This window comes from Frankia sp. CeCAU1 (assembly GCF_977971845.1).
The window spans coordinates 1-14,687 of the sequence record NZ_CDWWXA010000053.1; the positions used below are offsets into that span (position 1 = coordinate 1).

The window sequence follows — 14,687 nt, forward strand, 5'->3', positions numbered from 1 at the left end:
AGGTCTAGGGTGGGCTCCACCTCGACCGGGGTGTCGACCGGGGTGTCGACCAGGGTGTCCGGGGTGCCGCCGCGTCCTGTCGGACACACCTTGGCGGCGTCACGACGTCAGAGCGCGAAATGGGTACGCAGCGCGTCCTCCAGTTCCCCTGACGTCTGAAGGCGTCAGTCCCCTCGGGAGTTTCTGATGGATGCCGCCTCGCTGGCAAGGATCTCCTCCATACGTTCAGAGATGTCCTGCCGACCACTGTGGCCGGGGCGCCACGAGCACCAAGCACACGCCGACCGTCAGCGCGGTGTCCATAAATGTTCGCTGGGTTGGGTTAGGCGGCTTGGGTGCGGGGGCGTCCCCAGCGTTGCTGGCGTTCAGAGCGGACGCGGACGCGGGCGCGTTCGCGGCGTTGCGCGGCCAAGACGGGCGGGATAGCGGGCGTCGGCGTTGCGCCCGCGCGGGTAGGCCTGCGGTTCGCGGGCGAGCACGGTGTGGTTGGGGTGGTCGGAGCTGACGATGACGACGGTGCACACCGGGCCGAACTGGTCGAAGACGAAGCAGCGGCTCGGGCAGGTGGCGGTCAGGTACTCGATCCGGTCGAGTTTCCCTCCTTGTCCGGATCGGTGAACTCCTTCCAGGTTCTCGTCCGTTGGAAGGAGATCCGGTGGTGGCCCAAGAGCTGACGCAGCCGTTCCCGGCCGACGGTGACGACCCGGTCGGGGTTGTCGCCCAGGTAGTCGGCGAGTTTACGCAGGCTCCAGTGCGTGAACGGCCGCCCCAGTTTCGCGGGACGGGTCCGGGCCACCGCGATGATGAACGCCTCGTCTTCACAGCTGATCCGGCGGGGACGGCCTCCGGCCCACCGGGGGTCCAGGCAGGCCAGACCGATCTCGTTGAACCGGTGGATCACATCCCGGACCGTGTCCTCGTCAGCGGCAACCAGCCGGGCGATCGCCGGCACCGTCGTCCCGCCGGCCGATGCCATGATGATCGTCGCCCGGCGGGTCCGGACCGAGGAGTGCGTCCCCCGCCGCACAAGCGCCTGCACCTGGCGGCTTTCCTCCCCGGTCAGCCGCCGCGCCCGCACACGCTGTGCCATACGCCCACCTCCCGGCACCGGTCACACACGTCGGTACCGACAGTGCACATCCCGCCCCCGGGCAGCGCCAGCCCCACCCGGCGCCTCCCGACCCAGCAAACGTTTATGGACATCACACTGGCGATGACGACCCAGATTTCGGGTTTGGCGAAGTCGAATGCGCCTTCAGGTTGAAGGAACCCAAGGAGGAAGGCATTATTAAACTCCTCGCTTGTTTCGCGTAGCCCGCTGCGTGACACGACGGCAAGCAACGCCAGCAAAACTGGGAAGGCCGGACGCTGCCTCACCGACATAGGACGGGGACAGCGTAGTCCCCCACGGCACGTCCAGCCCTCCTCTACCGCCTGCACCCGCAGCACACACGGCGGGCCGCCTCGGAAACGGCCCCTTCAGGAGGATGATCCCGATGACCACCAGCACTGACAGCGCCACCGTCGCCACCCACTCACAGCCGTTACCAAACGAAGCCGAGGCGTTACCCACTTCGCCGCCCCCCAGCCCGCTGCGCGGCAACCCGGGCGTGATCGGTATCCCCACCTTCATCGCCGGGGCCGTCGGCCTCGGGCTGGTCGACACCGGGTGGCTTCCGCCCGCCGCAGCCGGCGCAGCCATACCCGTCATCATGACCGCCACCACCGTCGGTCTTCTGATCTCCGCGATCTGGGCGGCAGCGCTCGGGCAGAACGCCGCGGCCAGCCTCTTCGCGGTGTTCTTCGGGTTCTACGGCAGCTACGCCGCGTTCGTCCTCGGTCTCGGCCACAACTGGTACAACATCCCCGCCGATCAGGTCACCAGGAGCACCGAGCTGTGGCTGATCAGCTGGCTGGTCACCATCGTCCTGTTCACCGTGGCCACCCTGCGCCTGCCCAGCAGCTACACTCTGCTGCTCGGGCTCGTTGACGTCGCGCTGGTGCTGCTGCTACTCGGCACCATCAACACCAGCACCGCCCTCACCCACGCCGGCGGCTACGTCGTGTTCGCCTTCATCGCGGTCGCAGTCTACCTGTACCTCGACCTCATGTTCACCGAGACCGGCGGGAAGGGCCTGCCGCTCGGCAAGCCGATCATCTCCGGATAGCATGCCGCGATACGATTGCCATAGATAGCCGGGCTGACGCGTACTGATGAAAATTTCTTGCACCTGCCATCAGATTCATAATCGACATTGGTGATTGCAATCCGGTTCACCGAGCAGGTAAATGGAGAGACCGAGGGAATCGTCATCAACGTCGAAAATGGTGGCACGTTCACCGATGATTCCATCCCCGAGCCAACGGCCATAACACCAAAAAGAACAAAGAATAAGCGATGAAGATCAATTTCGCCTGAACGGCCAGGCTGCGCTGGCCACTGGTGGCGCCCGCGGCAATCGACACCGAGCCTGCTCGGGTTCTCGCAGCTGTGGGCGCCATCGCGTGGAAACCAACATGACAGAGTCATTCTTCCGCGAGAACCCGGGCAAGGTCAACACTGCAAGTACATAAACAGGAATCCCAATGCATGAAACAGGAGAATCTACCGTCACCGAACGGTGACGGTAGATTTCCCCCAAATGCCAGAGCCTGAACCGGGTTACAGAAAAGGATCTCCACGACCCGGGCCACTCCCCTGGTTGTGCGCTGTGAGTTGCTGCTCCTGCACTCCGCACGTTCGGTTTAGGTCCCTGACCAGCCCATTTTCTTGATCACGGGGGTTTGGTCGGGTCGACTCCGAGGAGGTCGAGCACGCGCTGCTGGAGGGAGTGGTTGGGTAGGGAGCTGGCGCGGTGACGGGTGACCGCTCCGTTTCCAGCTCCCTCCCGTCGATTCCGTGCATGCGGTTCTCCCGCACACGGCTCACCGACGTCTTTCACCGCCGGCATTCGGTGATCTCCAGGGGCGGTTCGGTCTGGGAGCAAGGACGGTCCCGTCGAGGTTGAGCAGACCGAAGTGGTCGGGTGAGGCGTAGGCCACGACCCGCCAGCCCCATGCCCGGCTGCGTTTGTGACGGTGTGCCACGAAGATTGCCAGCCGGTGCACGGCATAGGTCTGCATCTTGTCGAACACGTGGGCCGAGTTTCCGTAGCGGACGTACCCGGCCCAGCCGCGCAGGAAGGCGTTCACCTGCCGCACGACGGTGTCGACCGGCACCAGCAGCCGGCGACCGGGCGGTCAGATCCCGGATCCGGTCACGGGCGTGCTGGGCCGCCTTGCGGGACGGCCAGCGGGCGAGGAAGACGACACGCTTGGCCCCGGTCCGACCACGGGCGCGTACCAGCCGATGGTGGAAGCCGAGGAAGTCAAACCCCTCGTCACCTTCGGTCAGGTGCACGATCCGGGTCTTCGCCGCCTTCGGTTGTAGGCCGAGGCCAGCCAGCAAGGCCGTGGTCCGCGCGAGCGCGGCCTCGGCCTGCTGCCGGTTTTCACACATCACCACGAGGTCGTCGATGTAGCGGACCAGCGTCCCGTCACAGCCGTGGTCCCATGCCCGGTCGAGCCGGTGCAGGTAGACGTTAGCCATGAGCGCCGACACGCATCCCCCTTGTGGGGTGCCGGTCACCGCCCGCCGCTGCGACCCGTCCTCCATCACCCCGGCGCGCAAGAAAGCACGTACCAGAGCGAGGGCTTTCCGATCGCAGATCCGTTCCTCAACCGCCTGCATCAACTTTTCGTGCGGAATCGCCTCGAAACAGTTGGCGACGTCCGTTTCCACCACCCACCGACGACCCCGCCAGGATTCGTCCAACAGGACCTGGAGGGCATCGTGCGTGCTGCGTTTCGGCCGAGCGCCGAACGAGCAGCCGAGGAAATCAGCCTCGAAGACCGACTCGAGTACGATCTTCAACGCTGTCTGCACGATCCGGTCCCGAACCGCAGGAATAGAAAGCGGCCGCCGCTCGCTCGACCCAGGTTTCGGGATGAACACCCGCCCGGCCGGTAGCGGACGGTAACCGCCCTCCTCCAGTTCGCAGACCAGCTCGTCGAGGAGCCGGTCCACGCCGTACTCCTCGACCTTGGTCAGGGTGATGTTGTCGATGCCGGCTGCGCCGCGGTTGCGGCGCACCTGCTCCCACGCCCGCCGCATGACGTCTCTGCGGTAGACCTTGTCATACAGCGCGTGGAACCGCCGTCCGGGATCGGCCTTGGCCGCCCGGTAGAGCGCATGCTGCAAGACGCGGACCCTGTCCCCACGGACAGCCGCCAGGGTGGACCTAGCCGAAACGGCACTCACCAGCCCGATCTCCCTCACACCAGCGCGTAGACGAAGTAGCGGCCCTTCCCTCACCGGCGGTTATGTTGTCCGTCCGGCTCGACCGGTAATATGGCCGCCTCCGACACCCTCCCGACACGCTGTCCACTTCCCGGTTCCTCACCGGTTATAAGACGTCGCACTTCCACAGGATTCCCGCAGCCTGTTTCGGCCGGGGAGGGCCTCCCCAGTTCCCGCCGTCACCATCTGAACGTTCCGCACCCCCTACGCCGAGGAGTCCTTCGCGGCCGCACTCCAGGGTCTTCACCGCTTCCATGGCCTTCACTCTGACTAAAGGGGCTCGGCACTCCCTCTTCCCACCTTGCGGCAGGCACTTTAACGGCGCTGCAGGTTTCGCTTCATGCTACGGACCGCCCAGTCGCTCCCCCTTCTCAGGGCTTTCGACGGTGCGCTTCGACCCCGGGCGTTTCCCCCCGACGCCGGCACCCTGCTACCGGGCCTCCTGGCAGCTACCCGGACCGGACTTCCACCGGCAGGCGACGACGAGCTTCAGACCAGGTCATGGCCCCACGGCCACCTCCAGATCACTGGGCGCACCAAGAACAACGGTGTAACCCCGATCAAGGAGTGACACCTGATGACGATCACCACCGACGCGGCGGACACTGCTGTGGGGTGTGTCGGTTCCGGGTGTGTCGGTTCCGGTAGTTCTGCCTGGTTAGCGGCATGATCAGGGCGTGTGACGGGCGGTGGACGGCCGGTTGACGGACTGGATCTCGCTGGGAGTCTTGGCGTCGTTCGTGCCGCGTGCCGAGGCGACCGAGGCGACCGAGGCGACCGAGGCGACCGAGGCGACCGAGGCGACCGAGGCGACCGAGGCGACCGAGGCGACCGAGGCGACCGAGGCGACCGGGAAGGGTGCCCGGCGCAGCGACGCGACGATCCCGCCGCACGTGGTGGCCTACTTCGTGATGGCGTTGGCGCTGTTCGCCGACGATGACTACGAGACGGTCGCACGCCGGCTGGCCGGGACGCTCGACGACCTCGATGTCACCTCGCCGAAATGGGAACCGACCTCGGGTGGGTTGATCAGGGCCCGCCAGCGGCTCGGCCCGGCGCCGCTGGCGGAACTGTTCTCCCAGGTCGCCGGGCCGGCCGCGGACATGGACACCCTCGGGGCGTTTCTCGGCCCGTGGCGGCTGATGAGCATCGACGGGCTGGAATGGGACGCGCCGGCGTCGAAGGAGAACACCGCCGCGTTCGGCCTGCCCGCCGGCCGCGACAACGCTCCGGGAGCGTTGCCGAAGATCCGCGCAGCGACCGTGTCCGAGTGTGCCTCACACGCGGTGGTCCTCGCCGGACTCGGCCCGGCCGGCGGGGCGAAGGCCGCCAGCGAGCAGGCGCTGCCCCGACGCCTCTACCCACAGCTGGAGCCCGGCTGGCTGCTGCTCGCCGACCGGAACTTCTACTCCTGGGCGGACTGTGGTGCACGGCCGCGGGCACCGGCGCGGCGCTGCTGTGGCGGGTCAAGGTTACCCTGCGCCTGCCCCCGCTGAAGGCACTACCCGACGGCTCGTACCTGACTGTCCTGATCAACCCGAAGATCACCGGGAAGGCGCGGGACGCGCTGCTCGCCACGGCCCGGGCCGGCACGCCGCTGGACCCGGCGAAAGCCCGCTACGCCCGCCTCGTCGAGTACGACGTCCCCGACCGGGAAGGCGACGGGAAACACGAGATCATCGCTCTGATCGCCACCATCCTCGACCCGCGGGAGGCGGCCGCGACCGGATCAAGTTCCTGCGCACCGTAATGATCATCCGCGACCGGATCGTCACCGACCCGGTTTTCCCCCTGATGACCAGCATCACCGTGTGCTACGGCTACTCGCCGCCGACATCACCCGGAGACAGGCTCAACAGCCGCCGCGAACGTACCTTCCCTCGCGTGGTCCACCGAGCCCGGCACAACCAGTACCCCGTCAAGAAACCCGGCCAACGCGGCACCCACCACAACGCGCCACCCACGATCAGGCTCACCAACCCGCTGAACCCGCAGCTTGACCGACTTAGCGTCAGTGACATTGGGGTAAGGGTTCCAATAACAACTCTAGGGTGGAGCTGAGGGGATTCGAACCCCTGACCCTCACACTGCCAGTGTGATGCGCTACCAGACTGCGCCACAGCCCCAACTACTATTCATTTTATATCAGACCCGAGCAAATCCGGTCTTGCACCCCACCCGGGCACCAAACCTGTCCTGATGGACTACTTCGGCAAGTGTACAGGCTCCGTGTCGGCTACTGTCGGCGCCCCCTGGCTCGGCAGGAGCGTCTCGGTTAGTCCCGATCCGGCGGTCCCGACCTTACCAGCCAGCGGCCCCGCGTTGTGCTCGACCAGGCGGAACCCACCCTCGACGAGCCGCAGGACGGACCACCGGCAGTTGGCGAGCGGTCCGAAGTGCCACCAGAACTCCGGTGGGAGGCCGAGCACATGACCGATCAGTGACCGGGCAGTACCGCCGTGCAGGACAAACACGACGAGACCGTCCCATTCGGCCGGAAACCCCTCGGCCCGGACCTCGTCGAAGACCGTGCCGGCCCGCTCCGCCACCTGCCGGTAGGTTTCGCCACCGCCACGGGGCACGTCATCCCCGCGCCGCCAGGCCCGATCCTCCGCGGGGAAGCGTTGGGCCGCCTCGGCAGCGGTCAGCCCGGACCACGCGCCGAGATCGATCTCGCGCAGCCGCGCGTCGGAGCGGAAGGGCACGCCGAGCGCCGCCGCGGTGTCCCGGCAACGTTGCAGGTCAGACGATACGACGAGTTCCGGGCGCATCGCCTGGATGACCGGGGCCACCGCGGCGACCTGGGCGCGCCCGGTGGCGTCGAGGGGCGGATCCGCGTGCCCCTGGAAGCGGCCGACGTCGTTCCAGGTGGTCCTGCCGTGCCGCCAGAGCAGCAGCCTCACCGTGGGGTCGCCGTACCGGGCCCGGCCACCCCCGAGCCCGAGCCGCCGCTCGCCGCGGTGGACCCCGGGGAGGCACCGACCCCGACCCCGACCGCCGCGTCGACGAACGGGATCACCGGGCAGTCCTTCCAGAGCCGTTCGAGGGCATAGTAGACCCGCTCCTCGTCCCGCTGCACGTGCACCACCACGTCGACGAAGTCGAGCAGGACCCAGCGGCCCTCCCGCTCTCCCTCCCGCCGGACGGGCTTGGCTCCCAGCCGGCGTAGGTGCTCCTCGATCTCGTCGACGATACCCTTGACCTGCCGCTCGTTGCCCGCGGATGCGAGCACGAAGCAGTCGGTGATGGCCAGCCGATCGCTCACGTCGAGGATGAGCAGGTCATGGCCGAGCTTGTCGGCGGCCGCCTGCGCGGCGGCGAGGGCGAGTTCGACGGCTCGCGGGGAAGCGGTCACGCTCGGGTTCTCCAGGGTGGTGACGGGCGGGAGGCATCCGTCTTCGGCTGCCTCGCGCGCCGTCCGGGGCCGGACGGCTGCATCCAGCGTGACACATCGACGCGCGGGCAGGGCACTCCTCGCGTCCACGACGGGCCGAAAAATCGAGATATCGCCTGGCCCGGTGGCCCGTCCGGACGGCTCGGCGGGTCAGGGAGCACCCTGGTAGAGACGCCGCTTGGCGATGTAGCGCACGACCCCGTCGGGAGTGAGGTACCAGATCGGCGCCCGGCGGCCAACCCGTTCCCGGATGTCGGACGAGGAGATCGCCAGCGCCGGGACCTCCAGCAGGCTGACGGCGCCGGTCGGGAGGCCGGCGTCCAGCGCGAGGTGGTAACCGGGCCGGCTCACGCCGACGAAGTGGGCCAGTTCGAACAGCTCGCGGTGGTCACGCCAGGTGAAGATCTGCGCAAGCGCGTCCGCCCCCGTGATGAAGAACAGCTCGTCGTCCGGTCGCGCCGCACGCAGGTCTCGCAGGGTGTCGATGGTGTAGGTGGCGCCGCCCCGGTCAATCTCGATCCGGCTGACCGTGAACTGCGGGTTCCCCGCCGTCGCGAGGAAGGTCATCAGATAGCGGTCCTCGGCGGCGGAGACTTTGCGATGGATCTTCTGCCAGGGTTGCCCGCTCGGCACGAAGACCACCTCGTCCAGATCGAACAGGGCGGCCACCTCACTGGCTGCGACGAGGTGCCCGTTGTGGACGGGATCGAAGGTCCCACCCATGACACCGAGGCGCACGACCGGACACTAACCCCGCATCACCGCACGTGCCCGTCTGGCGCAGCCCAGCGGGAGATGTGCCACAAAGCCTCACACCCACCAGCGCCTCACACCCACCAGCGCCTCACACCCACCAGCGCCTCACGCTCATCGGTCTCACGCCCACCGCCGTGCCCGCCGCAAGCGGGCCAGTCCTGGAACGGCCCACCCGGCTAGGCTGACCACAGGCCGCAGGCCGGCCCCGTCCCCCCGCAAGGAGGTCCCGCCCATGCCGACCAGTCCGCGTGCGGGGCAACCCGCCGCCCCCGAGGATCTCGTTGACGTTGACGGCCTGCTCGCCGCCTACCACGAGATCCATCCCGATCCCGCCGATCCGACCCAGCGGGTGTCGTTCGGCACATCCGGTCATCGTGGCTCGGCGCTGCGCGGCTCCTTCAACGCCGACCACATCCTGGCCACCACCCAGGCGATCTGCGACTACCGGAAGGAGGCAGGCGTCGACGGACCGCTGTTCGTCGGGATCGACACGCACGCACTGTCGGCGCCCGCGCTCGCGAGCGCCCTGGAGGTCCTCGCCGCGAACGGCGTCACGGTACGCATCGCCCCGGACGGCGAGGCCACCCCGACCCCGGTGATCTCGCACGCGATCCTGCGCCACAACCGCGAACGCACGCCAAGCAACAGGACGGGCAGGACGGACACCACCGGCGCCACCGGCCCGGCGCGCGGCCTCGCCGACGGCATCGTCGTCACGCCGTCGCACAATCCGCCCGCCGACGGCGGGTTCAAGTACAACCCGGCGCACGGCGGTCCGGCGGACACCGGCGTCACCAAGGTCATCCAGGATCGCGCGAACGCCCTGCTCGACGGTGGCCTCGCGGGCGTGGCCCGGGTGCCATACCCGCAGGCGCGCGCCGCCGCCGTGGTCCACGACTACGTCGGCGCCTATGTCGCGGACCTCGGCGACGTCATCGATCTCGACGCGATCCGCGGCGCCGGGGTGCGCATCGGCGTCGACCCGCTCGGTGGGGCGAGCCTCGTGTACTGGCAGGCCGTCGCCGAGCGGCACAAGCTGGATCTCGACGTGGTGAACACCACGATCGACCCGACCTTCGCCTTCATGACGACCGACTGGGACGGCAGGATCCGGATGGATCCGTCGTCGCCGTACGCGATGGCCTCCCTGGTGCGACTGGCCGGCTCGTTCGACGTCGCCCTCGCCAACGACGCCGACGCCGACCGGCACGGCATCGTCACCGGCACGGCCGGGCTGTTAAACCCGAACCACTACCTCTCCGCGGCCATCGCCTACCTGTTCGGCCACCGCCCGGGCTGGCCGACCGGGACGGCGATCGGCAAGACCCTGGTCAGCTCCAGCATGATCAACAGAGTCGGAGTGAGCCTCGGCCGCGACGTGGTCGAGGTGCCGGTGGGCTTCAAGTGGTTCGTGGCCGGCCTGACCGACGGGAACCTGGGCTTCGGCGGCGAGGAGAGCGCGGGCGCGTCGTTCCTGCGCCGCGACGGCGCGGTATGGACGACCGACAAGGACGGGATCATCGCCTGCCTGCTCGCCGCCGAGATGACGGCGGTCACCGGCCGGGACCCCGGGCAGTTGTACCGGGAGCTCACCGATGTCCACGGTGCCCCGGCCTACCGGCGGGTCGACGCGCCGGCCACCCCAGCGCAGAAGAAGATCCTGGCCGCGCTCACCCCGGAGAGCCTCAGCGCGACGACGCTCGCCGGTTCGCCGGTGACCGCCGCGCTGTCGCACGCGCCGGGCAACGGCGCGGCGATCGGCGGGGTGAAGGTCGTCACTGACGATGCCTGGTTCGCCGCCCGGCCCTCCGGCACCGAGGACGTCTACAAAGTCTACGCGGAAAGCTTCCGGGGCCCCGGACATCTCGACGAAGTCATCACGGAGGCACAGTCGATCGTTGACGCCGCCCTCGCCCGCGGCTGATCCTGCCGGTCCCCAGGCCGGTCCCGGAGCCAGCCTGGGGACCGGGGCTGGGGCCGGGGTCGGGGACCCGTCAGGACGGAAGAAGCCGCCCGAGGAACGCCTGGAGCTGCTCGACGTTGCGGCACTCCACCATCTCGTCAACGAGCTCGGCGTACACGTTTGTCGCCGAGTCGCCCGAGCCCCAGTAGCTGCGCGGCTCCGGGTTGAGCCAGTAGGAGTGCCGGGCCTGCGAGCACAGCCGCCTGAAGATGGTCGCCGAGGTCGGTCGGTAGTTGTTCCGGGCGTCACCGAGGATCAGCAACGACGCCTTGGGACCGACCGCCTCGGGGTACTTCTCGGCGAAGACCTCGATGGCATGCCCGTAGTCGCTGTGCCCGTCGAACCAGACGAGGTCCGCCTCTCCGGAGATGCGGGCCATCATGTCGCCGAGGTCGAGGCCGCGCAGGTACCTGGTGACCTCGTCGGTCGTGTCGATAAAGGCGAACGCCCGGACCTTGGCGAACTGCTCGCGCAGCGCATGGGTCAGCATCAGGGTGAAATGCGCGAACGAGGCCACCGAGCCGGAGACGTCGCACAGCACGACCAGCTCGGGTTTGTGCGGCTTGTGCGGGCGGTGCCTGGTCTCCACCGGTACGCCGCCGGTGGCCAGCGATGCCCGCACCGTGCGCCGGAAGTCCAGCCGGCCGATACGGCCGAACCGGCGCCGCGCGGTCAGCCGGGTCGCCAGCCGCCGGGCGAGCGGGTAGACCTGCCTGCGCAGCTCCACCAGGTCCCGCTGGGAGGCTCGCAGGAACTCGACCTGGTCGCTGAGCGGCTTCACCGCGGTGCGCTCGACCGCATCGAGGCCGCGTTCCTCGGCCATCCGCCGCCGCACCTCGGTGGACACCATCTCCTCGAACTCGCGGATCCGGTCGGTAATGGTCTGCCGGGCAGCCCGTTCGGCGAGTCCGCCACGTTCGGAATCTGCCAGCATCGCCGCGAGCAGATCGACGATGAGGGTCTCCGCCGACATCACCCGCAGCACCCGGTAGATGAACCACGAGCGGGCGGAGCTGCCGCGCGCCGACCCGAACGCGCTCACCGCCTGCCGGGCGAGCGCGCGCAGCGCCTCGTCGTTGCCGTCGCGCAGCGCGTCGAGCAACTGGTCGCGCAGCGCCTGACGCAGCTCCTCCAGCTGCTCGGGCGACAGCTCGCCGGGATCGACGCCGGCGTTCGCCGCCGCGCCGTTCGCAGCCCTGGCCGGGTCGTCGTCCAGGTCGTCCAGGTCGTCCAGGTTGTCCAGCGACACCCCGTCCCCGATCCGGGGCGGGAAGTACAGGTCGAACAGAGTGTCGAAAGCCGGCCGGTACAGCGGCCGCTTGCACAGGGTCGCCGCGAATGCCGCCCGGACGGCGTCCCGCTCGGCCCAGCCCAGCGCGCCGACGGCCCTGGCGGCATCCACGGTCTCAGCGCTGCTCACCGGGACACCGACCCGGCGCAACGCCGCGGTGAAATCGACGGTGCGGTCCAGCAGATTCATGCCGGCGCCCCCTCGTGGACGTGCGGCCGTGGCGACGGCCGTCAGCTGGCAATCGATTCGATGAATTCGATCAGTTCGATGGGTTCGGCTCGGGCTGTTCAGTTCGCGCCGAGCTTGAGGTGACTGATGGCTCGGGCCTGGTCGCTGGCGTGCTTGAGGACGACGCCGAGAGTCGAGGCGACGGCGGTCTCGTCGAACGTGTCGAATCCGAGCGCGAGCACGGTCTGACCCCAGTCGATGGTCTCGGCGATGGAGGGCGCTTTCTTCAGTTCCATCGCCCGCAGCGCGCGGACGATCCGGACCAACGATTCGGCGTGCCTCTCCGGGAGATCGGGCACCCGGGAGAGCACGATCTCCTTCTCCCGCTCGGCCGAGGGATAGTCCAGGTTGAGGTAGAGGCAGCGCCGCTTGAGCGCCTCGGACAGCTCCCGCGTCGCGTTGGAGGTCAGGATGACGAAGGGACGGCGGATGGCGCTGATGGTACCGAGCTCCGGAATCGTCACCTGGAAGTCGGACAGCACCTCCAGCAGCAGGCCTTCCACCTCGACGTCGGCCTTGTCGGTCTCGTCGACGAGCAACACCGTCGGCTGCTGGCGGCGGATCGCCGTCAGCAACGGCCGGGAGAGCAGAAACTCCTCGCTGAAGATGTCGTCGTGGGCCTGCTGCCAACCCTCGGCGCCGCCGTCTCCCGATCCGGCCTGAATGCGCAGCAGTTGCTTCTTGTAGTTCCATTCGTACAGTGCGCGAGCTTCATCAAGCCCTTCGTAGCACTGCAGCCGAATGAGCTCGGCGCCAACCGCGGTCGCCAGCGCCTTCGCGAGCTCGGTTTTACCGACACCCGCGGGCCCCTCCACAAGCAGCGGTTTACGTAGCCGATCCGCGAGGAAGACCGTGGTGGCAATCGCCTCGTCCGCGAGGTATCCGGTCACGCGAAGCCGTTCCCGCACATCAGCGACGTCGGCGAAAGCGTGTTCCTGCAGCGACATGGCCACCTTCCGTCCGTCCCCGTGTCAGGCATCGCCACGTCCATACTGCCAGGCTGGCGCCGCAGACGGGTGACTACGCCTTGCGCGCCGCCGTCCGCCGGGTGGATATCCACGGGCTGCTCATCGACCTGTTCGCCGCCGGTTCACCCGGGGATTCTCCCGAGGTGTTCGCCTGGGTGTTCGCCGGTTCAGTCGATCCGCTCGTAGGCGGGAAGAGTAAGGAACTCGACGAAGGTCTCGCCGAGCGCCGTCTCCTCGAACACCGCCGCCGCGTCCTTCCAGCGACCGTTGTCGAAGGCGGCGGCGCCGATGGAGAGCCGGATCTGGTCCAGCACCTCCGCCAGAGTGGTCCGGACCAGATCGGCCGTGACCGGACGGCCGTCGTCGAGCACGACCCCGGCGGCTATCCACTGGAAAATCTGACTACGGGAGATCTCAGCGGTGGCGGCGTCCTCCATCAGGTTGTCGATGCCGACCGCCCCGATCCCACGCAGCCAGCTCTCCAGGTAGCGCACCCCGACGCTGATGTTCCCGCGGACCCCGGCCGCGGTGACGGAACCCGGAGTGTCGCGCACCGCCAGCAGGTCGCCGGCGCCGACCTTGACGTCGTCACGCAACCGGGTGAGCTGGTTCGGCTCGTCGCCGAGCACCGCATCGAAGACCTCGGTGCACACCGGCACCAGGTCAGGGTGCGCCACCCAGCTCCCGTCGAACCCGTCCGCGGACTCCCGCTCCTTGTCGGCGCGCACCTTCGCCAGGGCCGCGGCGTTGATCTCGGGGTCGCGCCGCGACGGGATGAACGCCGCCATCCCGCCGATCGCGTGCGCGCCGCGGCGATGACAGGTGGAGACCAGCAGCTCGGTGTAGGCGCGCAGAAACGGCACCGTCATCGTCACGCCGTTGCGGTCGGGCAGCAGGAACTCAGTCGGCCGGGACGCGAACGTCTTGATGGTGGAAAACATGTAGTCCCAGCGGCCAGCGTTGAGTCCGGCGGAATGCTCCCGCAGCTCGTAGAGGATCTCCTCCATCTCGAAGGCGGCGGGCAGCGTCTCGATGAGAACGGTCGCCCGGATGGTGCCGACGGGCAGGCCGAGCTCGGCCTGCGCCGCGGTGAACACGTCGTTCCACAGCCGGGCCTCGAGATGACCCTCCAGCTTCGGCAGGTAGAAGTACGGCGCCACGCCCGTAGCACGCAGGGCGTGCGCGTTGCGGACCAGGTACATTCCGGCGTCGAAGAGCGCGGCGACGATCGGCTCCCCGTCGACGGTGACGTGCCGCTCCGGCAGGTGCCAGCCGCGCGGGCGCACCACGAGCGTCGCCGTGGACTCGTCGAGCTCGTAACGACGGCCGTCGGGCGAGGTGAAGGCGAGCGTGCCGGCGACGGCCTCACTCAGGTTGTGCTGTCCGACGACCATGTTCGACCAGGTCGGCACGTTGGCGTCCTCGAGGTCCGCCATGAAGACCCGGGCACCGCTGTTGAGCGCGTTGATGAGCATCTTGGCGTCGGTCGGGCCGGTGATCTCGGCCCTACGGTCGACCAGCCCCGGCGCCGGCGACGCGACCCGCCAGTTCCCGGCCCGGATGTCGGCGGTCTGCGGCAGGAAGTCCAGGGTGGCCCCGGCTGCGATCGCGGCGCGGCGGGCGGCCCGGGCGGCGAGCAGTTCGGCACGCCGGCCGGCGAACGTGCGGTGCAACCCGGCGACGAAGGCCAGCGCGTTGTCGGAGAGCACCGCGTCGACCTGCTCCGCGGTGAGCCCCGGCACGGTCCG

At 68.6% G+C, this 14,687-nt stretch carries 11 protein-coding genes, 1 tRNA gene and 1 pseudogene; 3 read left to right on the forward strand and 10 right to left on the reverse strand.

Annotated features, from left to right (window positions below; translation table 11 throughout):
* Positions 1–571: 571 nt before the first annotated feature.
* Positions 572–1,090: a helix-turn-helix domain-containing protein gene (locus AC08OO_RS11570; protein WP_476611223.1), complete on the reverse strand. Its 519-nt coding sequence runs from the start codon at positions 1,088–1,090 to the stop codon at positions 572–574.
* A gap of 406 nt (positions 1,091–1,496) precedes the next feature.
* Between AC08OO_RS11570 and AC08OO_RS11575 the strand changes: the two genes are divergently transcribed.
* Complete coding sequence (locus tag AC08OO_RS11575; RefSeq protein ID WP_476611224.1) at positions 1,497–2,168, forward strand: GPR1/FUN34/YaaH family transporter; 672 nt, start codon at positions 1,497–1,499, stop codon at positions 2,166–2,168.
* A gap of 757 nt (positions 2,169–2,925) precedes the next feature.
* On the opposite strand, the gene AC08OO_RS11580 is transcribed toward AC08OO_RS11575, so the two are convergent.
* Together AC08OO_RS11580 and ltrA are read right to left on the reverse strand one after the other, a co-directional pair.
* A complete protein-coding gene (locus AC08OO_RS11580) occupies positions 2,926–3,219 on the reverse strand; it encodes a group II intron maturase-specific domain-containing protein (protein ID WP_476611230.1) in 294 nt (97 codons plus the stop codon).
* A 67-nt stretch (positions 3,220–3,286) separates the two neighbouring features.
* Positions 3,287–4,153: pseudogene (gene ltrA, locus AC08OO_RS11585) on the reverse strand (group II intron reverse transcriptase/maturase); the annotation flags it as partial.
* A gap of 887 nt (positions 4,154–5,040) precedes the next feature.
* On the opposite strand from ltrA, the gene AC08OO_RS11590 reads away from it, so the two are divergent.
* Positions 5,041–5,835 carry a transposase domain-containing protein gene (locus tag AC08OO_RS11590; RefSeq protein WP_476618501.1) on the forward strand — a complete coding sequence of 265 codons (795 nt, stop codon included), beginning with the start codon at positions 5,041–5,043 and terminating at the stop codon, positions 5,833–5,835.
* A 556-nt stretch (positions 5,836–6,391) separates the two neighbouring features.
* Here the strand turns inward: AC08OO_RS11590 and AC08OO_RS11595 are convergent.
* The 4 genes from AC08OO_RS11595 to nadD all read right to left on the reverse strand — a co-directional run bounded on the left by AC08OO_RS11595 (position 6,392) and on the right by nadD (position 8,471).
* Positions 6,392–6,465 (reverse strand) — tRNA-Ala (locus tag AC08OO_RS11595).
* A 78-nt stretch (positions 6,466–6,543) separates the two neighbouring features.
* Positions 6,544–7,242, reverse strand: a complete 699-nt coding sequence (locus tag AC08OO_RS11600) for a histidine phosphatase family protein (protein WP_476611227.1) — start codon at positions 7,240–7,242, stop codon at positions 6,544–6,546.
* Complete coding sequence (rsfS, locus tag AC08OO_RS11605; protein WP_476607752.1) at positions 7,239–7,694, reverse strand: ribosome silencing factor; 456 nt, start codon at positions 7,692–7,694, stop codon at positions 7,239–7,241. Before rsfS ends, AC08OO_RS11600 begins: the two co-directional genes overlap by 4 nt.
* Positions 7,695–7,883: 189 nt before the next feature.
* The gene (nadD, locus tag AC08OO_RS11610) at positions 7,884–8,471 is read right to left on the reverse strand and encodes a nicotinate-nucleotide adenylyltransferase (RefSeq protein WP_476611228.1); all 588 of its coding nucleotides are present in this window, start codon (positions 8,469–8,471) and stop codon (positions 7,884–7,886) included.
* Positions 8,472–8,721: 250 nt separating this feature from the next.
* Between nadD and pgm the strand changes: the two genes are divergently transcribed.
* On the forward strand, positions 8,722–10,413 hold the full coding sequence (gene pgm / locus AC08OO_RS11615; RefSeq protein ID WP_476618502.1) for a phosphoglucomutase (alpha-D-glucose-1,6-bisphosphate-dependent): 1,692 nt from the start codon (positions 8,722–8,724) through the stop codon (positions 10,411–10,413).
* A gap of 70 nt (positions 10,414–10,483) precedes the next feature.
* Here the strand turns inward: pgm and AC08OO_RS11620 are convergent, their stop codons facing one another.
* From AC08OO_RS11620 to aceB, 3 genes are all read right to left on the reverse strand, one after another.
* The gene (locus AC08OO_RS11620) at positions 10,484–11,932 is read right to left on the reverse strand and encodes a vWA domain-containing protein (protein WP_476618503.1); all 1,449 of its coding nucleotides are present in this window, start codon (positions 11,930–11,932) and stop codon (positions 10,484–10,486) included.
* Between the two features lie 98 nt (positions 11,933–12,030).
* The gene (locus tag AC08OO_RS11625; RefSeq protein WP_476610595.1) at positions 12,031–12,918 is read right to left on the reverse strand and encodes an AAA family ATPase; all 888 of its coding nucleotides are present in this window, start codon (positions 12,916–12,918) and stop codon (positions 12,031–12,033) included.
* A gap of 188 nt (positions 12,919–13,106) precedes the next feature.
* Positions 13,107–14,687: malate synthase A (gene aceB / locus AC08OO_RS11630; protein ID WP_476618504.1), on the reverse strand; the 1,581-nt coding region annotated here is incomplete at its 5' end.